This window comes from Enterobacter sp. ENT02, assembly GCF_019219165.1.
Lineage (GTDB): Bacteria > Pseudomonadota > Gammaproteobacteria > Enterobacterales > Enterobacteriaceae > Enterobacter > Enterobacter mori.
Map to the genome: position 1 here is coordinate 464,112 of NZ_JAHUWD010000001.1, position 21,498 is coordinate 485,609.

A 21,498-nucleotide genomic window follows, 5' to 3' on the forward strand; every position below is an offset into this window, starting at 1 on the left:
AAGTGCACCTTGTAATAGAAAATGGGTGTAGGGCGCTATTCCAGCCCGAGGCTGTTGCGCAGAATAGTCAGGCGTTCATCATCCCCGTCACGGGCAGCCTGCTGAAGAGATTTGGTTGGTGCATGGATCAAGCGGTTGGTCAGTTTCCACGCCAGATCCTGCATGATTGCATTTGCGTCACCGCCCTGTTCCAGGGCCGCTAACGCTTTGGCTGTCAGGTCATCACGCACCTGTTCAGCCTGCCCGCGGTACTCGCGGATGGTCTCGCTGACGCTTTGCGCGCGCAGCCAGGCCATAAACTCACTGGTTTCCTGCTCAACAATGGTTTCCGCCTGCACCGCTGCCGCTTTACGCTGGGCAAGGTTGTGCGAAATGATGCTTTGCAGGTCATCCACGCTGTAGAGATAGGCGTTCGCCAGTTTGCCCACTTCGGGTTCAACATCACGCGGGACGGCAATATCTACCAGCAGCATCGGCTGATTACGGCGGGATTTCAGCGCACGCTCCACCATCCCTTTACCGATAATCGGCAGCGGGCTGGCGGTAGAACTGATAATAATATCCGCCTCTTTCAGGCGTTCATCGATGTCGCTCAGCGCAACGACCTCTGCGCCCACTTCGTCCGCGAGCACCTGCGCACGCTCGCGGGTGCGGTTGGCGATAATCATCTTTTTCACTTTATGCTCGCGCAGATGGCGCGCCACAAGTTCGATGGTTTCGCCCGCGCCCACCAGCAGCACGGTGACGGTCGACAGGGATTCAAAGATTTGACGAGCGAGGGTACAGGCCGCGAAAGCAACCGAAACCGCACTGGCACCAATGTCGGTTTCGGTTCGCACTCGCTTTGCCACGGAGAACGACTTCTGGAACATACGCTCCAGCTCGCTGGCCTTCAGATGCCCTTTTTGCGAATCCGCAAACGCCTTTTTCACCTGCCCAAGAATTTGCGGTTCGCCCAGCACCAGCGAATCCAGCCCGCTGGCCACGCGCATGAGATGGCTGACCGCATCGTTGTCCTGATGCCAGTACAGGCTATTGCGCAGTTCTTCTTCGTTGAGGTTGTGGTAGTCGCATAACCAGCGGATCAGCGCCTCGTGCAGGTTATCCTGCTCTTCCACGCTGAGATACAGCTCGGTACGGTTGCACGTCGAGAGCACCACGCCCCCCTGCACCATCGGTTGTGCAAGCAGGCTATCCAGCGCCAGGTCGAGCGTATCCGGCGAAAACGTCACGCGTTCTCGCAGTGAAACCGGGGCTGTTTTGTGGTTGATGCCGAGTGCTAATAGGGTCATGTTGAGCGGGAGTAGTACCAGCGTTAATAAGGTTAGCAGAACGCATCATACAGGATGCGCGAGATCAATAAAAGAGACTGCCCCCTTTCGGAGTAATAGGTTACACAACGCTTTGAGATAATTTGAACGTAGACGGTAGCACTGTGGGACGCTAGCATTAACAGTTATAACTGCAACGTATCTCAAGGATTTGTCCTCATTATGACCCGACTGATTCGCCTGCTGCCGCTGGCGGCACTGGTTCTGACCGCATGTACCGTCACCCAACCAAAAGGCCCGGGCAAAAGCCCTGATTCACCGCAGTGGCGTCAGCACCAGCAGGACGTCCGTAATTTGAGCCAGTACCAGACCCGAGGCGCTTTCGCTTATCTCTCTGACGAGCAAAAGGTTTATGCACGTTTCTTCTGGCAACAAACGGGTCAGGACAATTATCGCCTGCTGCTGTTAAATCCGCTGGGCAGCACCGAACTGGAGCTTATCGCCAAACCGGGCGAAGCGCAGATCACCGATAACAAAGGCCAGCACTACACCGCGACAGATGCCGAAGAGATGATTGGCAAACTGACGGGGATGCCTATCCCGCTCAACAGCCTGCGCCAGTGGATCCTCGGTCTGCCGGGTGAGGCAACCGACTACCAGCTTGACGATCAATACCGTCTCAGCCAGGTGAACTACACTCAGAATGGCAAGACGTGGAAAGTGGTGTACAGCGCCTATGACAGCAAGAGTAAACCCTCGTTGCCGTCGAATATGGAGCTGACGCAAGGCAGCCAGCGCATTAAGCTGAAAATGGACAACTGGATCGTTAAATGATGACCCACTGGCCCTCTCCGGCAAAACTGAACCTGTTTTTATACATCACCGGCCAGCGTGCTGACGGTTATCACACCCTGCAGACGCTGTTTCAGTTTATTGATTATGGCGACACGATCGCCATTGAGCTGCGCCAGGATGGACAGATATGTCTGCTGACGCCCGTTGAAGGCGTGGCGCATGAGGACAACCTGATCGTGCGCGCCGCGCGCCTTCTGATGAAAGCCGCAGCGGAATCAGGTCGTCTGCCCTCAGGAAGCGGTGCGGATATCCGTATCGAGAAGCGTCTGCCGATGGGCGGCGGGCTGGGCGGCGGCTCATCTAACGCCGCGACCGTACTGGTTGCGCTGAATCATCTCTGGGGCTGCGGGCTGTCAAAGGACGAACTGGCAGCCTTAGGTTTGACGCTGGGGGCTGATGTCCCGGTGTTTGTTCGCGGTCATGCGGCTTTTGCCGAGGGCGTAGGCGAGATCCTCACGCCAGTCGACCCGCCGGAAAAATGGTATCTGGTTGCCCACCCTGGCGTGAGCATACCAACGCCGGTCATCTTTAAAGATCCTGACCTGAAAAGAAATACCCCGGAACGGTCAATAGAAACGTTATTAAATTGTGAATTCAGCAACGATTGCGAGGATATCGCAAGAAAACGTTTTCGCGAGGTTGATGCGGTGCTTTCCTGGCTGTTAGAATACGCGCCGTCGCGCCTTACGGGTACAGGGGCCTGTGTCTTTGCTGAATTTGACACCGAATCCGCCGCTCGTCAGGTGCTTGAGCAAGCGCCGGTTTGGCTGCATGGTTTTGTAGCACGCGGGATGAACACCTCCCCCCTACAGCAGACCTTACTGGCGCAGACTGAGTTTCGGTGACAACGTCACCCTGTTCCAGACGTTGCATCGCGCTCTTTAATACACCGCCTGGATAGCATTTGCCTGGCCCGCACAGTTTGCGGCGAACGCTATCCACCACTGGACGCATGCCTGAGGTTCTTCTCGTGCCTGATATGAAGCTTTTTGCTGGTAACGCCACCCCGGAACTAGCACAACGTATTGCCAACCGCCTGTACACTTCCCTCGGCGACGCCGCCGTAGGTCGCTTTAGCGACGGCGAAGTCAGCGTACAAATTAACGAAAATGTACGCGGTGGTGATATTTTCATCATCCAGTCCACCTGTGCTCCAACAAACGACAACCTGATGGAATTGGTTGTTATGGTCGACGCCCTGCGTCGCGCTTCAGCAGGCCGTATCACTGCTGTAATCCCTTACTTCGGCTATGCCCGTCAGGACCGTCGCGTCCGTTCTGCACGTGTGCCAATCACCGCTAAAGTTGTCGCTGACTTCCTGTCCAGCGTCGGTGTTGACCGCGTACTGACCGTTGACCTGCACGCAGAGCAGATCCAGGGCTTCTTCGACGTCCCGGTTGATAACGTATTCGGCAGCCCAATCCTGCTGGAAGACATGCTGCAGCTGAACCTGGACAACCCAATCGTGGTTTCTCCGGACATCGGCGGCGTGGTACGTGCCCGTGCTATCGCTAAGCTGCTGAACGATACCGACATGGCAATCATCGACAAACGCCGTCCGCGCGCTAACGTTTCTCAGGTGATGCACATCATCGGTGACGTTGCTGGCCGCGACTGCGTGCTGGTTGACGACATGATCGATACCGGCGGTACGCTGTGTAAAGCAGCTGAAGCGCTGAAAGAGCGTGGTGCCAAGCGCGTGTTCGCTTACGCGACCCACCCGATCTTCTCCGGTAACGCGGTAAACAACCTGCGCAACTCCGTCATTGACGAAGTGGTGGTATGCGATACCATCCCTCTGAGCGACGAGATCAAGGCACTGCCAAACGTGCGTACCCTGACCCTGTCCGGGATGCTGGCCGAAGCGATTCGTCGTATCAGCAACGAAGAATCCATCTCAGCAATGTTCGAACACTAATCGAACACGGCCGATAAACCCGCTGCGGCGGGTTTTTTTGTCTCTGGGTTTTATTTGTATGATTAATGCCTCCTTCACCTGCCATTCACATGACAGATGATGCGCATACGGATGAGAGATAATTGTGAAAAACGTAACCTCCTCACATGTTCTGCCCTTTCGCGCCCTCATCGACGCCTGCTGGAAAGAGAAATACACCTCATCACGCTTTGTACGTGACCTGATTGCCGGGATCACCGTCGGCATTATCGCCATCCCGCTGGCGATGGCGCTGGCGATTGGCAGCGGCGTTGCGCCGCAGTACGGTCTGTACACCTCGGCCGTTGCCGGGATCGTCATCGCCCTTACGGGCGGCTCGCGCTTCAGCGTCTCCGGCCCGACCGCCGCCTTTGTGGTGATCCTCTACCCGGTTTCGCAGCAGTTTGGTCTGGCAGGCCTGCTGGTCGCCACCCTGATGTCCGGGGTCTTTTTAATTCTGTTTGGCCTGGCCCGCTTTGGCCGCCTGATCGAGTACATCCCCCTTTCCGTCACGCTGGGGTTCACCTCCGGGATTGGTATCACCATCGGAACCATGCAGATCAAGGATTTCCTCGGCCTGCAGATGACTCATGTTCCTGAGCACTATTTACAGAAAGTGGGGGCGCTGTTTATGGCGCTGCCGACCGCCAACCTGGGCGACGCCGCCATCGGGATTGTGACGCTGGGTACGCTGATCGTCTGGCCTCGTCTGGGGATCCGTCTCCCGGGCCATCTGCCCGCCCTGCTGCTGGGCTGCGCGGTGATGGCTATCGTCAATATGTTCGGGGGTCATGTCGCGACCATCGGCTCGCAGTTCCACTATGTTCTGGCGGACGGTTCACAGGGTAGCGGCATTCCGCAGCTGTTGCCACAGCTGGTGCTGCCTTGGGACATGCCCGGCTCCAGCTTTACCCTAAGCTGGGATTCCCTGCGAGCTTTGCTTCCCGCCGCATTTTCTATGGCGATGCTGGGGGCGATTGAGTCCCTGCTCTGCGCCGTCGTACTGGACGGTATGACCGGCACCAAACACAAAGCCAACAGCGAGCTGGTCGGTCAGGGATTAGGGAATATCATCGCGCCGTTCTTCGGCGGTATTACCGCAACGGCAGCCATCGCCCGTTCCGCTGCAAACGTGCGCGCGGGAGCAACCTCACCCGTTTCGGCGGTTATCCACTCCGTGCTGGTGATCCTCGCCCTACTCATTCTAGCTCCGTGGCTCTCCTGGCTCCCGCTCTCTGCAATGGCGGCGCTGCTGTTGATGGTGGCGTGGAACATGAGTGAGGCGCATAAGGTGGTGAACCTGCTGCGTCGCGCGCCGAAGGACGACATCATCGTGATGCTAATCTGCATGTCGCTGACCGTGCTGTTCGATATGGTTATCGCCATCAGCGTCGGGATCGTGCTGGCTTCCCTGCTCTTTATGCGCCGCATCGCGCAGATGACGCGCCTTTCCCCGGTTAACGTGGAGGTGCCTGACGATGTGCTGGTGCTGCGCGTGATTGGCCCGCTGTTCTTCGCTGCGGCGGAAGGCCTGTTCAGCGATCTGGAGTCCCGCATCGTGGGGAAACGGGTTGTCGTGCTGAAGTGGGATGCCGTACCGGTACTGGATGCCGGCGGGCTGGATGCCTTCCAGCGCTTTGTTGCACGCCTGCCGGAAGGCTGTGAGCTGCGGGTGAGTAACCTGGAATTCCAGCCCCTGCGCACCATGGCGCGCGCGGGCGTGCAGCCCATCCCTGGCCGCCTTGCCTTCTACCCTAACCGCGAAGCGGCGTTAGCGGATCTGTGAGTCACCTGATGCAGAGAAACGTCTCTGCATCATCACCCCGATCGCCTGCTGGAGCCACCCAAGCACGGCAGGCGTCATCCATGTTCCCTTCATCAGATGCGGCTCCTGCTGCATGGCAGTGCGAAACTTTTGCTGGGTCTCCGGGTTGGTGCCCGCGTACGACTGGAACAGCGCCAGCCAGTTTTCAGCCAGCTTTTGCGCCTCTTCAGAGGCGGGGGCGAGGTGTTCCCGCTGCGCCTGGTGCAGCTTCGCCACCAGCGGCGGCCACTCCATCATGCGGTCAAAGTAGTGTGCCCGGGTAAAGGCCATCTCTTCTGCAGTGAGATACTTCTCCCATATGCTGAGCTTGGATTCCGCAAATGCGCGCGTGATGTAATCCGTCATCTCCGGCGTGATGCCGGTTTGCGCCTGCATTTGCGGTTCAACGCTGTGCATCTCGTTCAGCCGTGTAAGAAACTCCGGCTTGCCCGCCGTGTCCTGCTCCAGGCGTTCCATCCAGCGCGTCGCCAGGTCCATGGCTCGTGCGTCAGTCACGGGTATACGTTGTTGCAGCAGCGCGCTGGCCTCCGCAACCAGCCCTGACCAGATAGCCGCCAGCGCATCCTTCTGCACCGCAAACGGCAGCTGCTGTAACTCTTCTTTGCTAAACCAGCGATCGTACATATTCATTAACTCCAGAGTCTGTAGCCAGGATTCCAGATCCGGCGTCGCATCGTCGATAAGCCCGGTCCGCAGCTCCACCAGCCGGTCGCGCAGCGTATGTATGCTGCGCAGCTGTTTATCCAGCAGCATGATTTGCGCATCGAGTAACTCGGTTAACGACAGCGACTCCTGTTCCAGGAAATCCCTGATTTCAGCAAGTTCCAGCCCCGCTTTTGCCAGCGCCTGGATCATGTGCAGACGCTGGACATCCGCCAGGTTATAAAGCCGGTAACCTGCCGCGCTTCTGGCAGAAGGCAGCAACAACCCTGTTTGCTCATAGTGGTGCAATGTCCGCACGGTGATCGCGGCACGTTTCGCCAGCTCACCCACCTGAATCAACATAACTGCTCCTTTTCTTTGCCAGTGGCGCCACTCTGGAGCCTTACGTTACGTGAGGGTCAACCCACGATGCAAAAAAAAACGGCTCCCCAAGGAACCGTTTCGGTGTTCTTCATCGTAGCACTAGCTGTGCTTATGCTGATCGCGACGACAGCGTTTGTCGTAGTGACGCACCCACCAGTACTTGTCACACACTTCCTCATGGCCGCTCACGCGAGCCCCCGCCAGCCATAATACCGCACCAATGAAGATGCTCAATATCGCGCCATGCGCGAAGTATTGCGGGAGATCAAACTGTGGTAACTGGTTTAAAATTGAATAACCCACCCCGGCTACCATCACGAACAGCCCCAACCCCATTAGCACGTTACCGAGTATCGAAGCGTTTTTGCGTTTCATGTGTCACCTCCGGAACTTTGGGTTGTCAGGGGAAAAGCCCCTAATCCTTGTGTGTAAAGTATAGACAACGCCCCTTTTATGAGTTGCGTGAATGATCACAATTACAGATAACGCCCAAACAAAAGTTTACAAATAAGGCTTTGAACAGCTTGAAATTCTAATTGTTCAAACCGGAAATTATTCGCATTTCGTTATGATGGTCGCAGAATTTTGTCAAGCGGCGCCCCAGACAGTAAACTACGCGCCAGATCTGGAACCCATTAGGAATTGAATCGTGACGATTAAACTGATTGTCGGCCTCGCCAACCCGGGCGCAGAATATGCGGCCACTCGCCACAACGCCGGGGCATGGTACGTCGATCTGCTGGCCGAGCGGTTACGTGCTCCCCTGCGCGAAGAACCTAAATTCTTCGGCTATACCTCACGTATCAACCTTGCTGGCGCGGATGTTCGCTTACTGGTGCCCACCACCTTTATGAACCTGAGCGGTAAAGCCGTGGCGGCAATGGCAACCTTTTATCGCATCAATCCGGATGAAATTCTGGTGGCTCACGATGAGCTGGATCTCCCGCCTGGTGTAGCAAAATTCAAACTGGGCGGCGGGCACGGCGGCCACAACGGTCTTAAAGACATCATCAGCAAGCTGGGAAATAACCCGAATTTCCACCGTTTGCGCGTCGGAATCGGTCATCCGGGCGATAAAAACAAAGTTGTCGGTTTCGTACTCGGTAAGCCCCCGGTTTCAGAGCAGAAACTGATTGACGAAGCGGTAGACGAAGCGGCGCGCTGCACCGAAATCTGGCTGAAAGACGGGCTAACCAAAGCGACAAACCGCTTACACGCTTTCAAAGCGCAATAATCTGTCCGATCCGGCTTTTTTACCGCGCGTCATGCGGGTTACGTGTATAATAGGCGTAGTTATTTACTTTTCATCAGTCGGTTATCGTTAACGGATTGATTATCAAGATATTAAGGTGATTTAGAAATGGGATTCAAATGCGGTATCGTCGGTCTGCCAAACGTGGGCAAATCCACCCTGTTTAACGCGCTTACCAAAGCGGGTATCGAAGCGGCGAACTTCCCGTTCTGTACCATCGAACCTAACACCGGCGTTGTGCCAATGCCTGATCCGCGTCTGGACCAGCTCGCGGACATCGTGAAGCCGCAGCGTATTCTGCCGACCACCATGGAGTTCGTGGACATCGCGGGCCTGGTAAAAGGCGCATCCAAAGGTGAAGGTCTGGGCAACCAGTTCCTGACCAACATCCGTGAAACCGAAGCGATCGGTCACGTTGTGCGCTGCTTCGAGAACGACAACATTATTCACGTCAACAACAAAGTGGATCCGGCTGACGACATCGACGTCATCAACACCGAGCTGGCGCTCTCTGACCTCGACACCTGCGAACGCGCTATTCACCGCGTGCAGAAGAAAGCCAAAGGCGGCGACAAGGACGCGAAAGCGGAACTGGCTGCGCTGGAAAAATGTCTGCCACAGCTGGAAAACGCCGGCATGCTGCGCGCACTGAAAAACCTGACTGAAGAAGACAAAGCGGCGATCAAATACCTGAGCTTCCTGACCCTGAAGCCAACCATGTACATCGCCAACGTCAATGAAGACGGTTTCGAGAACAACCCGTACCTCGACAAAGTGCGTGAAATCGCGGCGGCTGAAGGTTCTGTGGTTGTTGCCGTGTGCGCGGCCGTTGAATCCGATATCGCCGAGCTGGATGATGCCGACCGTGAAGAGTTCATGGCCGAGCTGGGTCTGGAAGAACCGGGCCTGAACCGCGTGATCCGCGCAGGCTATGAGCTGCTGAACCTGCAGACCTACTTCACCGCTGGCGTGAAGGAAGTGCGTGCGTGGACCATCCCTGTGGGTGCAACTGCGCCTCAGGCGGCTGGTAAAATTCACACTGACTTCGAGAAAGGCTTTATTCGTGCGCAGACCATCGCGTTTGAAGACTTCATCACCTATAAGGGTGAGCAAGGCGCGAAAGAAGCAGGCAAGATGCGTGCGGAAGGGAAAGATTATATCGTTAAAGATGGCGACGTAATGAACTTCCTGTTTAACGTCTGATTCGTCTTGAGTCAAAAAAATCCACGCCCTGGCGTGGATTTTTTTATTGCGGGGTCAAAGCACATTATCTAAAAGTTCTGCCTTCATACTGGGTTCGAAGGGAATGATTTCGGCTGTCGCAAGCTTCAACGCCTGAAAAGGATCCTCGCGCAAGCGCTCTTCAAGAGAGACCAGACTCTCGCATTTAGCGAGTATGACTCCACCGGTTCTTGGGATCCGTCTACCCGATGCCAGAAATATCCCGTCTGCATACCCCTTTTTTAGCCACTCCACATGAGCAGGTATCGCTGCGTCAACCTCTTCAAGGGGTTTGATATAGGTCAATATGACAATGTAAACCGTACCCATCCTTTGCCTCTTAGCTCTGTTTTAAACCTGTTGTTGGAACTGCTTATGCAGCCCTCTTTTGCTACCGGTTATTGTTATCGTTTTTTGGCGCTTTTGATGTTAATACGCTGGGCCCAATTGAGACAAAGCATTACGCTTCATATCCCAGGAATAAAACCACTCATGCCAGCCGTTTTGCATTTCCATATAGCTACAGACCACAACCACTTCCTTTGCCAGGTTGAAAGTTAAGTAATAGAAAAATGCGCCTTCAGGAGGTGCAGACCAAAATAGTTTTTCACCCTGCGCATTGAAGATGGTCAAAACGGTTGGTAGTGGCTTTGGCTCGCTTAACGCAAAGACTAACTGGCGTGTTGAGTCGATCATTGCGAGATCTAAGCAAGATATATTTAAGCGTACATTTTTTGTACAGCACATCCATTCGAGAACGCTATTTTCTTTAATAAACCTGAAGTCAGCGATCATCTTCGCTCTTAAAAAATATTTTCATAAGGATGATTCAACGCTTATGTAGAAAATTTAGTATACAGTATAAACATTACGTTGTTACTATATATCCTAACAATATAATTTTATATCTGGCAGGCTGACTTTCTCCCGCCGCCAACACAATATGCAAAGTGTCATCTGGAAATAAATGAGAAAAAACATAAATATCCAGATCATTATTTTTATAAGAAGGTTTAAGATCATCTTGATATGTTATAACTTTAATCTCCGAAACATTATATAAAACTTCACTTATCAAATCGTGCTGGAGATTCCAAAGGGGTTTGGCGTCTTTATTTTGGAAAATAATCTCGCTATTTAATTGAGGGATAAAGATCTTATCTGAATAATCATAAAAATCATCATCCTTTCCGTCATAGATGATTTTACCCGGTCTGTAATTATAACTTTTTAGTAGCGTAGGCTTCATATTCCTAATCATGGACCATAAAAATGCATCAGTGTGTTAAGATCATCTAAATCTTGTGCGGTTGGTTTATTTTTCTCCATTTTATCATATTCATATATTATTCCTTTCATAGGAATACCAGATTCATGGTTAATTGCCAGACACATTAACGCATCAATATCAGCCTGATTTTTTAAAGTATTCTTTAAAAAATTATGGAGAAGTTTCTCAGCATCTTTTCTTTCCAAAAAATACATGTTGTTTATCCAGTAATTTTTCAGTGAGTTAAAGTAGCAAGCTGTTCATACCATATACAAATCATGGTCAATCGCAATCATTATATTAATTTATATTTTTTCTTGCAACGATCAAAAATATTCCGTCATCACAAATAAAACGAGAAGTATTCCGATGCTGTTTTTTTTTAGAGTGTAACAGAAATGATTTTTCCAAATTCAATTCCCCCTCAGAAAAAAAATAAACACCTCGAATTAAGCCACCTCTACTTTATCAAAAATTTTGATTTTATTAAACTCAGCCAAAATATCTTTCACTGGCACTTCGGATTTTGATAAATAATCATGAAATGCTTCACATTGATTTTCAGGAACATATTTATTTATTAAAAAAGAAGATTGTGACGTAACTCTTCTTCTGACATATTATATACTCCGGAGTGAGTAAACACGTTACAAATCATAGGGTAATTGCGTCCTATCCGTATCAGCTGTAATGTTCCACCATTAATTTGCTCAAGATATGCACTTGAAAATTTGCAACAGTGCAGCGGGATCCGTAGTATAAATCCTAACTCATACTGGAGCATTTTATTTTCGAAGGTTCCAATCAGTGGAACAAGCTACACAGATTTCATTAAGAACGAGATCTAGAGGAACGTTTGCAATTATTTACCCCTCATTAACCACACTGAATCGACCACCTGTGGACGTGTTACACCATTGATATGCTTATGCGTATCGATTATTAAAAAATAAAAGATCAAAAAAACAGATAATATGCAATACTTATTCGATAGTTAATTCCATGTTATATAGATACCGCAATTAAATGATTTAATGTCATAGCAGACAGTAATATTACCCCATTCCAAACGCCATGTTACACTATGTTTTTCTTTTGCATCTGGTTCGCCAAGATCATATTGCTCTGATACCCAACGATATAAGAAATCAACTTCTTTGTTTAACATATCAATGTTAGAAACTTTATTCCAATCACTTATTGCCTGATAATACTCACCCTCTTTATAAATTAATTGCACCATAAATGGAAAATTGCTAAAGCATAACGGGCGTATTATAAGCTCAAATTTCTTATCAAACCAAAGAACGGTATTAACTGTATAATGATAAGGAATTAATCTCTGCATTTTATTTTTTGATTCAAGATATTTGTAAAGTTCTGAAACTATAAACGCATCCTCCCGTTGTATTAAAAGATATTTATTATCTAACTTAACTTCGCCATCTGCGATGTTAATTTCAAAATCAATCATATGCTTATAACCTTCCCCGGTATCAATACATTTCTAAATTCCTCAGGGATAAAGAATTGCATCCCCCCCCTCGGCCATAAATGTTATTAGCCAATGCTCTTCCATATGCGACATCAATATCCTCGCTGACATAATAAGCTCTTACTTGCGTTCTTAATGTGCGATGAGGATCAATTTTAACCTGAAGCGCTTCATGGTAGCTTATAGCATTTCCTTTGTTTTGCCTAACGGTTGGATAAGTCACCGCATATGATGGAGGAGTATCACCGTTCGGATATAATGCATACAGAATCGTGCCTTTTTTCAGTTTCCTATTTTTGTAGACATCTATACCTTTGTAATCACCTTGACCTTGCCATTTCGTAGCTTCTTTAGATGGATCCTTACATTTACGGCTCAACCCCCACGGATCCACCCACCCCAACGCATTCGGCGCATACTGGTAAAGGTTTATCCCCCCCGCCAGCCCTATCGGGTCCTGCTGCGTAAACCGCCCGCAGTCCGGGTCGTAATAGCGGAACAGATTGTAGTGCAGCCCTGTCTCACGGTCCAGGTATTGACCCTGCATCCGCAGGTTCTGGGAATATCCTGATAGCTGCGTCTCACTTTCCCGCAGAAGCTTGCCCCAGACGCTGTTAACACCTTCCTACCGCACCTGCCCTTCGATATCCGTCATCCGTTCTGGCGTACCGTTCGGCTGGCAGTGGAACCAGAAGATTTCTGGGGCATCAACGCCGTCAATACGCGCCAGCGGAGCGGATCGTAGCTGTCCTGATCGCTGTAGACGTAGGTCAGCGGCACATCCCCGTGCAGCTCCTGCAGCAGGCGGAACCCTTTCCAGACAAACCGGGTGGTGACCGGCTTACCAGCATCTGCTGGCACGTTTTGCTGATGCGTCTTCCAAGCGGGTCGTAGCGGTAGCTGACCTGTGTCTGCGGCTTGTTGCGATCCCGTGGCTGGCTGATCACTTCCGTCAGGCGATGTTCGCCATCGTAGCGGTAGTGCCAGCGGGTCTGGCCGTTATCCCTCTCCACGGTGCGGTCGTGGATGTCATAACGCCAGCGAATACCGTTCAGCTGCGTCAGGCGGTTGTGCGTGATCTTCTCAGCAGATCCGTCGAGCGGGTTCACATCCCAGCGCCACTGCTCCTGACCAGGCAGCGTGCCGACCCCGGCGCTGTCGTACTGCCAGCGACGGGTCCAGCGGCGTGGCGACGGGCGCCGGGCGTTACTGGTGAAGACATCCCGGCGATGCAGGCGGCTAAGACAGTCGTACTCGCTGCGGGTGGTCAGCAGTCATGGGTCGGCAGTTCTCACGGTGGAGTACGTCGCAGGCATACTGATAGTCTGTCGAGAGCATGGTGAACAAGGCAGGAAGGAAGCTGGAAAATGCGTGCCAGAGGGAATGATTACATAGTTAAAGATGGCGAAATGCTGAACTTCTTGTTTAAAGTTTGGTTTGTTTTGAAGGGAATAATTTACTGCTCTTACACCGTCTTACGCAGATAGAACTCAAGATATTTTTTTAGGTCTATCCTGTAAAGCATGCTCTTTGCGGTAGTTATAAGTATCGTTAAAATGTTTATCCGCTTCCTCGAATTGATTGAACTCATAACAGACCATGCCGACATCGATTAAGGATGCCATGTCTATACCCGATCCACGTGTCCGCAATGTTGTCTCTCCCCATTTCTTTGCCTCAGCATATCCGCGAGATCAAAATATACACTTTACATGCAGACAGAGAACCGATTGGCGAGCTCCCATTCGAGCTTTGGCTCAGGGAGAGCTTGCCAGGTTTTTGGTATTTATTGCTCTAAAGTCTCGGCGTATTTTTTTATCATCGTGAAACTTCAACAAAGGAGGTAATTTCAGATTGAATTTTATGGTTTCAAAGCCCTTTTATGGAACAATGTTTCTTGATTGGAAATTCTGGCATTTTTCATCCGCAACCCTTGTTCGGGTTTGCTGCGTTACCCTAAGAACCTCCATATATACTAGATTTTAATCTCTCCATTCTATATATATACCGCAATCAAAAGATCTTTCATTTGATTGCACTGTTAGCTCACCCCATTCAAAGTTCCATTTAACTCCATAAGGGGGGGTACTTATCTTTACCATTTTCTTTTTCGTGAGTTTATTTTGAATCCATTCTGTCAAACGTCTTTCTTCATCTTTAAGGTTTTTTAACGATGCTCTAAGCTCCCAATCTTTAAGTGTTTGATAGAAATCCCCATCTTTACTTGTAAGAAAAAGACATGAATTAAATGAAAAAACAGCTGGTCTAAACTCCACAATAAAGTTCTGACCTTCCCATTCAATATCATCTTTCGCAAAATAAAACTTACCTATCTTGGTGAATTCAGAATGGGTTTTGTAAAATTCAGAAGAAGTAAAATTTTCAAAAGAACTAAGTTCAACAGTGTAGCCATCAATTTTAACGCTTCCATCTATAAAATTCAATGTCATTTTTTTCATATATCTATCACCTTACCAGGAATTAATTTACCACGTGCTTCTTCAGGTATATAAAACTGCATCCCTCCACCTTTTCCGTATAGTGGATTCGCATTAGCACGACCATTAGCAACAAATATATCCTCAGAAACATAATATGCCCTAACTTTTGTTCTCAATGGGAAATCTGGATTAAGTTTCACCTGTAACGCCTCATGATATCCTAATGAATCACCTTTATATTGCCTAACTGTAGGATGAGTTACGGTATATGCGGGTAACTGATCACCATTTGGATGTAATGCATAAAGGATTGTTCCTTTTTTAAGCGTTCTGTTCGAGTAACTGTCGATTCCTTTATAGTCTTTATTATTAGGGCCTTGCCATTGGGTCGCTTCTTTTGACGGATCCTTACATTTACGGCTCAACCCCCACGGGTCCACCCACCCCAGCGCATTCGGCGCATACTGGTAAAGGTTTATCCCCCCCGCCAGCCCTATCGGGTCCTGCTGCGTAAACCGTCCGCAGTCCGGGTCGTAATATCGGAACAGATTGTAGTGCAGCCCTGTCTCACGGTCCAGGTATTGCCCCTGCATGCGCAGGTTCTGGGAATATCCTGATAGCTGCGTTTCGCTTTCCCGCAGCAGCTTGCCCCAGGCGCTGTTAACCCCTTCCCAGCGTACCTGCCCTTCGATATCCGTCATCCGCTCCGGCGTGCCGTTCGGCTGGCAGTGGAACCAGAAAATCTCCGGCGCTTCCACGCCGTCAATACGCGCCAGCGGGTCATAGCTGTCCTGGTCGCTGTAAACGTAGGTGAGCGGCACATCCCCCTGCAGCTCCTGCAGCAGGCGGTACCCTTCCCAGACAAACCGGGTAGTGACCGGCTTGCCGGCTGGCTGACCGCCCAACATCTGCTGGCGCGTTTTGCTGATGCGTCGCCCGAGCGGATCGTAGCGGAAGCTGACCTGCGTTTGCGGCCTGTTGCGGTCCCGCGGCTGGCTGATAACCTCCGTCAGGCGATGTTCGCCGTCATAGCGGTAGTGCCAGCGAGTCTGACCGTTATCTTTCTCCACGGTGCGGCCGTGGTTGTCATAGCGCCAGCGAATGCCGTTCAGCTGCGTCAGGCGGTTGTGTGTAACCTTCTCGGCAGAGCCTTCGAGCGGGTTACCTGCAGCGTCCCAGCGCCACTGCTCCTGGCCGGGCAGCGTGCCGTCCTGAACCAGCAGACGCCCGGCGCTGTCGTACTGCCAGCGGTACCAGCTGAACGGGTTATCGTCCCGCTCTTCCCGCACCAGGTTATTGCGGTAATCGTAATCCCAGCGTCGGGACCAGCGGCGCGGGGACGGGCGCTGGGCATTGCCGGTAAAGACGTCCCGGCGATGCAGTCGCCCAAGACGATCGTATTCGCTGCGGGTGGTCAGCAGCCCCTGAGTGCGGCTGGTCTCACGATGGAGTTCGTCACGGGTAAAATCGGAGACCGACAGCTTATCGAGAGCAATGCTGAGCAGATGTCCGCTGCCGTAGTAGAACTGCTTCAGCTCGCGGCCATCGGGCAGCGTGACGGAGGTGCGGTTGCCCAGCGTGTCATACTCCCATGCCAGCTCACCGTGCTCGCCCGCTTCGCGCGTCACGCGACCGAGCGCGTCATATTCAAAGGCGAGTTCCTGCTCTGCCTCGGTGCTCCACGCATCCGCTGAAAGCGCAGGGTGCAGCCCAATCCGGCTCAGCAGCCCTGACGGGGTGTAGTGGTAGCGGGTCTGGCCTTCCGGCGTGGTGCGGGCGACCAGCTGGCCGCTCGCGCTCCAGGCAAAGGCGTGGGTAATGGCTTCGGGATGACCGCCGGCAAAGGTACGCGCTATCGTGCGCCCGCAAGCGTCGTAGCGATACTGCGAGGCCACGCCATCGAGCCCTACCTCTTCCAGAAGCAGAGAGTCTGCTCCCCAGCGGAACTGATACGCTTCGCCGTTTTCGTTTTCAAGAGCAATCAGACGCCCCCGGCTGTCCCAGCGGCGACGGACCTCTTCACCCTGAGTATTACGCGTGGCGGTTAAGCGACCGGCCTCATCGTATCTGAACTCACTTTCTTTACCATCAGCGCCAGCATGCTTCACCGGCAGGCCGCGTTCGTTCCATTTGAGCGACTCCGTCCAGCCTTCCGGGCGATCAAGCTGCACCGGGCGCCCTGCAGCGTCGTAGCGATAGCGCGTCTCTTCACCGTCAGCCCCAGTCTCGGCGACCAGCCAGCCCAGCGGATGATAGTGATACCGGGTCGTGCGGCCAGAGCAGTCCGTCGCGCGCACCAGCTGTCCCGCCTCGTTGTACTCCTGGTAGCGGCTGTTGCCGGCGGCATCTATCTCTTCAACGACCTGACCAAACTCGTCCCGGCGCAGCTGTGTGGTCTGTCCCATCGGGTCCACCACGCGCTTCAGCCCGTGATGTTCGTCGTACCAGAACCGGGTGGCGCTGCCGTCGGCTTCAACGATGGCTGACGGCAGCGCGCGGTGCTCAAGCCAGTTCGTTGCGCGGGCATTGCCGTCGGCGTCGATCTCCTGAACCCGGTTGCCCATTTCGTCGTAGACGAAGGTGACGGTGTTACCGAGCGGATCGATGCGACGTGTCAGAAGTTCGTTGTCATCCCACTCGTAGCGCCAGTTTTCACCGCGCTCGTCAACGTAGCGGACGATCAGATTTTGCGCGTTCCAGTAGTGGCGGCGCGTCTGACCGTCGTAGTGCTCAACGGTCGTCAGCCCGGCGGCAAAATCGTAGCTAAAGCGGCAACCGTCGCCGGTGCTGGTGCGGTTTTCCACCACGCGCCAGTGATCTAATTTTTTCCAGCGGTATTCGCTCTCCAGACCGCCCGGCATCCGGTGCCAGACCATCAGCCCGTGCTCGTTATAACGGTATTCACGCGTCACCACGCTGGAGGCATCCGTCGCGCTCGCCAACTGTCCGCGCGCGTCGTAGCCCCACTGCATCAGCGGCCAGCTATGGCTGCCGTCGAAATGGCTGGCAGCGGTAACGCGCTGCGGGAATCGTTCGTCTTCATAGCGCAGGGTGACGTCTATCGCCCGCGGCTCGTCGTGAAGACCGACCAGCCTGCCGTGCTCGTCCCACTCCGTCAGCAGCGCGTTGCCGTACTCGTCACTGAGGGAGGCCAGACGCAGGATGGATGGATTCGCCCGGGTCGGTTTATACAGACGCCACACCGCACCGTCATCGTCAGCAATCGCCACGTCGCCGCTCTCATTACGGCGGATAATGATGCCTTCGCTGACGCTGTAAAACGCGCGGTCAACAGGCGGCAGCTCGAAGCTCAGCTCGCGTCCGGTTTCGTCGTACCAGGTGGCGTTGTTTTCTTCCAGCGTCAGATAGCTGTCAAAGGCGGTAGCCCAGCCCAGGCCAAACAGCCCTTCGCGGGTGGTCAGGCTGTTGTAGCTGCGCTGCCAGCGAAGCGGGAAGCGGCCCGGCAGCGAGAAATCGAGTTCATCATCGTCATTCAGCACCTTCACGCCGGTGGCGGCGTGAACCGGGTGCGAGGAGCCAAACACGGCATTGACGGCCATATCGGCCAGCATCCCGCCGCCGGCTGCCGCCAGCGCGCAGGGCATGTTTTTCAGGATCTTGCCCGGACGGCCGCGGAGCAGGGAGAGCGCAATCATCCCCAGCGCCAGACCCGGCGTTTTGCCGCTTTTGATATCGCGAACCGTGAGCGTGTCGCCGCCGATGATCACGTTCGGAGAGACGTCGTCGGAAACGGTCCCTTCGCAGGTGGTGCGATCTTTCGCACGCACCGCAGGCTGGCCGTTGATGAAGACGCTTTTCGAGCCTTCCGCCAGATACTGCGGTCCGGAGTGCTTTTCACACGCCACCTTGTCTTCTTCCAGCGGTGAGGTGCCCGCGGCGGCAGACGCCACGCTCGGCTGCCACATTTCGCTACCAAACTGTCCGGCAGCGGAAAGCAGCATGCCCGCGTAATCGGCAAAGCTGCCCGGAGACTGCGGCTCAGGTGAAGGGGTATCTGCTGGCGTCAGCGTTCCCGCCGCGCGCGCGGCAGGGATCGCATTCGTCAGAACGTTATTCGAACCCGTTGTGATTTTCCCCGCAGGCGACGGCGGGAAAAGCGCGTTGCCTAACCCTTCGGCGGCGTTGCTGATATCGTCTGTGATCCCCGCCACGTTTGCCAGCACGCCGCCAATGATGCCGCTTAACAGACAGCTGGAGCCAATCGCCGCCACGCCTGCGGCTGCAGCTCCTGCCCCCAGCAATGGCGCTGCCACGGTAGCGGCGGCACCCACCGCCGCGCCGATCACCGCATAGGCGGCACCTTCCGCCACAATGCTGGTGATGTCCGCAAAAATGCTGGAGTGAATAATCTCGTCGCCCTTACGGGCCGCGTTGTTATCGCTCATGCCTTACACATTCCGGTTGTCGTTCAGCGTCAGACTCTGCTTAAGCGCGCTCCAGCGCACCTCGTCCTCTTCAGTGAATGTCCTGAGTGCCGAGAGGGTGAAAATCATCAACACCGGTTTGCCCGGCGTCTGCACGGCCAGCTGTTTTTGCCACAGGCGCTGCCCGTTATGGTCAAAGTTGGTTTCAACTTCCAGACCGCTGATGTTGCCGTCAGGCCCGGCTTTCACACCCTGGAACTCGCTCTGAACGACCTCGCCCATCTGAGGGCGCATCACGTCCCACTGGCGGTGGAACTCTTTCTCATAATCACTGCCATCCGGGATAACGCCGCGGCTGACCACGACGGACAGCCCGCTTTCGTCATCGCGAATAATATTCATGCTGTTATCCTGCCAGGCCGCAGGGAAAAGGGAAAACGAACCTTCCTGGAGGGTATATTTCATTGGTGAATCCGCGTCTAAGAATGCTGAAGAATTTTAAGGACCGTTATGGACAACATGGTGGCAGACAGAAAGCGGTTATTCTTTCGGCGGCGTGAATTTCGCCTGCACCGCCGCATCAATATCCCCTTTATGCCCCGCGCCCGGCGCCGTGGTGCCCGGTTTTGTGCCTGAGGTATTCAGGTGCAGCTTTCCGCCCGTCGTGATATGACCATCCCCTTCAACAAAGAAGTTAAACTCTTTGCCGATCAGGCTAATTTTGCCGTTCGCGTTAAGCTCAATGGCGCTCTCGCCGGAGACAAGTCTCAGCTTTGTTCCGGAAGCGATAACGTACTGCTCCACCGCCGCATCCAGCTTGCCTTTCCCCGTCAGGATCTCGGTTCCACCTTTCACCGCCTGGATCTGATTAGCCTCCACGCGATGCAGCTCGTTTTTCTTAACGTAATGGCTGCGCTCGCCACCGACGCTGTGCGTTTCATCATTCTTAACGCTGGTGTCCATGTTGCGCTCAGCCTGGATCCACACCTGCTCTGCACCTGCCTTGTCCTCAAAGCGCAGCGCGTTGGCGTTGTCGACCGAGCCGTCTTTCGTGCGGCTCATAAAGCCCATCTGCGTCGCTGCTGCCGGCAGCGCCCACGGCGGCATGCTGGCTTCGTTATACACGCGCCCGGTAATAATCGGACGGTCCGGGTCGCCGTTGATAAAGTCCACCACCACCTCATCGCCCACGCGCGGAATTTGCACCCCGCCGTAGCCCTGGCCCGCCCAGGCACTCGACACGCGCACCCAGCAGGAGCTGGTGTCGTCCCCCTTCGCCAGACGGTCCCAGTGGAACTTCACCTTCACGCGACCGTATTTGTCCGTCCAGATACTTTCCCCCTGCGGCCCGACCACTTTCGCGGTCTGCGGGCCGTAGGTGCGCGGCCACGCCGTGCTCTGCGCCGGGCGGTAAGAGACCGACGCCGGGATGACTGTGAAATCAGTCCGGTGAATGGTTTCACCCTCGCCGCTGGCGTAGCGGTTCTCCTCGAAGTGGTATCCGGCAGCCGTCACCAGATACTGGCCGTTATCGCTGAAAAATGGCGCGTTAGTCAGGGTGAAGATGTGGCCCGGCGCAATGCCCGCCGCTGTGGCCGTGGCCTGAATCTGCTGATGCTCCACCTGCCAGCGCTCCTGGCGAATGCGGGCGTAGAACTCCGCATGCCCGGTCTCGACAAAGCGGCCCGGCCAGTCATACACGTCAATGCTGCCCGGTTTCGGCGATGCCGGGTTCTGCTGGGCCTGGAACAGCCACGCGTTCGGCTTGCGGAAGTCGTAGTCGTCGAGGCTGTAAATGCCCGGCGTCACGCTGTCTTCCAGCGCCCACTGGCCGATGCCCTCTTCGTCGGTACTGCCGCCGGACGGCGTCTGGTGATACGGAATCACCTCGTAGCCGCTGAACGGCTGATGCTGCGTGGCGGCATCAGTCAGCACCAGGGTGTGTTTATCAGCCTCGTGGCTGAAGTGATAGGCAATCCCCTCCAGCTCCATCAGACGGCTGATGAAGTCCAGGCTCGACTCCTGATACTGCACGCAGTAGTCCCACACCCGGTAGCTGCCGGTGAGCTTGTCCTCCACGTTGACCTGATGCTCGCCAAGCAGGGTTTTCACTATCTGCGGCACCGTCTGCCCCTGGAAGATACGCAGGTTGCGGTCGCGCTTCATCGGCCACAGGTCCGGCTCCACCGTCAGCTGGTACACCGCGTAGCGGGTGCCCGTCAGCTCAACGGCGCTCACCGCCACGCGCGTGACTTTGCCGTTAATATAGCGGGAGGTAAGCAGGTTCTGCGTCGGGATGGTCACCGTGACCGACTGCCCGAGCAATTTGCTGCGGTCAATGCGCGCATCCGTGCCGAGCAGGGTTAGCGTCAGGGCGAACGACTCGGACATCGCCTCGCGGCCAGAGAGTTTCCAGAAGAGCAGCCCCTCGACCGGGAGCTGAACGGTAATTCGGTTGAGCATAATCGTTATTCCGTAAATGCAACATCGTTGTTTCAGGGGCCACGAAGCAGCGTCAATC

Annotated in this window: 18 protein-coding genes and 2 pseudogenes; 7 read left to right on the forward strand and 13 right to left on the reverse strand. The window is 53.9% G+C overall.

All coding sequences use genetic code 11. The features are described 5' to 3' along the window. Nucleotides 1–35: 35 nt before the first annotated feature. Nucleotides 36–1,292, reverse strand: coding sequence for a glutamyl-tRNA reductase (hemA, locus tag KW829_RS02055; protein WP_010432912.1), 1,257 nt, complete (start codon nucleotides 1,290–1,292; stop codon nucleotides 36–38). Between the two features lie 201 nt (nucleotides 1,293–1,493). Between hemA and lolB the strand changes: the two genes are divergently transcribed. The 4 genes from lolB (at nucleotide 1,494) to dauA (ending at nucleotide 5,848) form a co-directional block, all read left to right on the forward strand. Continuing rightward, nucleotides 1,494–2,105, forward strand: coding sequence for a lipoprotein insertase outer membrane protein LolB (gene lolB / locus KW829_RS02060; RefSeq protein ID WP_010432909.1), 612 nt, complete (start codon nucleotides 1,494–1,496; stop codon nucleotides 2,103–2,105). Then, entirely contained in the window at nucleotides 2,102–2,971 is an 870-nt protein-coding gene (ispE, locus tag KW829_RS02065) for a 4-(cytidine 5'-diphospho)-2-C-methyl-D-erythritol kinase (protein ID WP_089599483.1), read from the forward strand. Before lolB ends, ispE begins: the two co-directional genes overlap by 4 nt. 125 nt (nucleotides 2,972–3,096) lie before the next feature. Next, nucleotides 3,097–4,044, forward strand: coding sequence for a ribose-phosphate diphosphokinase (gene prs / locus KW829_RS02070; RefSeq protein ID WP_003856663.1), 948 nt, complete (start codon nucleotides 3,097–3,099; stop codon nucleotides 4,042–4,044). A 124-nt stretch (nucleotides 4,045–4,168) separates the two neighbouring features. After that, nucleotides 4,169–5,848, forward strand: coding sequence for a C4-dicarboxylic acid transporter DauA (gene dauA / locus KW829_RS02075; protein WP_089599481.1), 1,680 nt, complete (start codon nucleotides 4,169–4,171; stop codon nucleotides 5,846–5,848). On the opposite strand, the gene KW829_RS02080 is transcribed toward dauA, so the two are convergent. Next, a complete protein-coding gene (locus KW829_RS02080) occupies nucleotides 5,834–6,892 on the reverse strand; it encodes a MerR family transcriptional regulator (protein WP_218307495.1) in 1,059 nt (352 codons plus the stop codon). The genes dauA and KW829_RS02080 overlap by 15 nt on opposite strands. 120 nt (nucleotides 6,893–7,012) lie before the next feature. Then, nucleotides 7,013–7,288 carry a stress-induced protein YchH gene (ychH, locus tag KW829_RS02085; protein WP_042713911.1) on the reverse strand — a complete coding sequence of 92 codons (276 nt, stop codon included), beginning with the start codon at nucleotides 7,286–7,288 and terminating at the stop codon, nucleotides 7,013–7,015. Nucleotides 7,289–7,562: 274 nt separating this feature from the next. On the opposite strand from ychH, the gene pth reads away from it, so the two are divergent. Then, nucleotides 7,563–8,147 (forward strand): aminoacyl-tRNA hydrolase, encoded by a 585-nt coding sequence (pth, locus tag KW829_RS02090; protein ID WP_023336005.1) that lies wholly within the window; start codon nucleotides 7,563–7,565, stop codon nucleotides 8,145–8,147. A 126-nt stretch (nucleotides 8,148–8,273) separates the two neighbouring features. Next, nucleotides 8,274–9,368 carry a redox-regulated ATPase YchF gene (gene ychF / locus KW829_RS02095; protein WP_218307496.1) on the forward strand — a complete coding sequence of 365 codons (1,095 nt, stop codon included), beginning with the start codon at nucleotides 8,274–8,276 and terminating at the stop codon, nucleotides 9,366–9,368. A 54-nt stretch (nucleotides 9,369–9,422) separates the two neighbouring features. Here the strand turns inward: ychF and KW829_RS02100 are convergent, their stop codons facing one another. From KW829_RS02100 to KW829_RS02125, 6 genes and pseudogenes are all read right to left on the reverse strand, one after another. Continuing rightward, nucleotides 9,423–9,716 (reverse strand): YciI family protein, encoded by a 294-nt coding sequence (locus KW829_RS02100; protein WP_218307497.1) that lies wholly within the window; start codon nucleotides 9,714–9,716, stop codon nucleotides 9,423–9,425. 99 nt (nucleotides 9,717–9,815) lie between these two features. After that, nucleotides 9,816–10,181, reverse strand: coding sequence for a hypothetical protein (locus tag KW829_RS02105; RefSeq protein ID WP_218307498.1), 366 nt, complete (start codon nucleotides 10,179–10,181; stop codon nucleotides 9,816–9,818). A 73-nt stretch (nucleotides 10,182–10,254) separates the two neighbouring features. Next, the gene (locus KW829_RS02110; protein WP_218307499.1) at nucleotides 10,255–10,635 is read right to left on the reverse strand and encodes a hypothetical protein; all 381 of its coding nucleotides are present in this window, start codon (nucleotides 10,633–10,635) and stop codon (nucleotides 10,255–10,257) included. Between the two features lie 8 nt (nucleotides 10,636–10,643). Next, complete coding sequence (locus KW829_RS02115) at nucleotides 10,644–10,871, reverse strand: hypothetical protein (RefSeq protein WP_059311633.1); 228 nt, start codon at nucleotides 10,869–10,871, stop codon at nucleotides 10,644–10,646. Nucleotides 10,872–11,650: 779 nt separating this feature from the next. Beyond that, on the reverse strand, nucleotides 11,651–12,130 hold the full coding sequence (locus tag KW829_RS02120; RefSeq protein ID WP_059311634.1) for a hypothetical protein: 480 nt from the start codon (nucleotides 12,128–12,130) through the stop codon (nucleotides 11,651–11,653). A gap of 379 nt (nucleotides 12,131–12,509) precedes the next feature. Beyond that, nucleotides 12,510–13,459, reverse strand: a pseudogene (locus KW829_RS02125) (RHS repeat domain-containing protein); the annotation flags it as partial. Nucleotides 13,460–13,489: 30 nt separating this feature from the next. Here KW829_RS02125 and KW829_RS22990 point away from each other — a divergent pair. Then, nucleotides 13,490–13,638 (forward strand): annotated as a pseudogene (locus tag KW829_RS22990) (hypothetical protein); the annotation flags it as partial. A gap of 495 nt (nucleotides 13,639–14,133) precedes the next feature. On the opposite strand, the gene KW829_RS02130 reads toward KW829_RS22990, so the two are convergent. The 4 genes from KW829_RS02130 to KW829_RS02145 all read right to left on the reverse strand — a co-directional run bounded on the left by KW829_RS02130 (nucleotide 14,134) and on the right by KW829_RS02145 (nucleotide 21,440). Beyond that, complete coding sequence (locus KW829_RS02130; RefSeq protein ID WP_059311638.1) at nucleotides 14,134–14,610, reverse strand: hypothetical protein; 477 nt, start codon at nucleotides 14,608–14,610, stop codon at nucleotides 14,134–14,136. Then, entirely contained in the window at nucleotides 14,607–18,998 is a 4,392-nt protein-coding gene (locus tag KW829_RS02135; protein ID WP_218307500.1) for an RHS repeat-associated core domain-containing protein, read from the reverse strand. Before KW829_RS02135 ends, KW829_RS02130 begins: the two co-directional genes overlap by 4 nt. Nucleotides 18,999–19,001: 3 nt before the next feature. Beyond that, entirely contained in the window at nucleotides 19,002–19,442 is a 441-nt protein-coding gene (locus KW829_RS02140) for a DcrB-related protein (RefSeq protein ID WP_218307501.1), read from the reverse strand. 75 nt (nucleotides 19,443–19,517) lie between these two features. Further along, nucleotides 19,518–21,440 (reverse strand): type VI secretion system Vgr family protein, encoded by a 1,923-nt coding sequence (locus tag KW829_RS02145; protein WP_218307502.1) that lies wholly within the window; start codon nucleotides 21,438–21,440, stop codon nucleotides 19,518–19,520. Nucleotides 21,441–21,498: the final 58 nt, after the last annotated feature.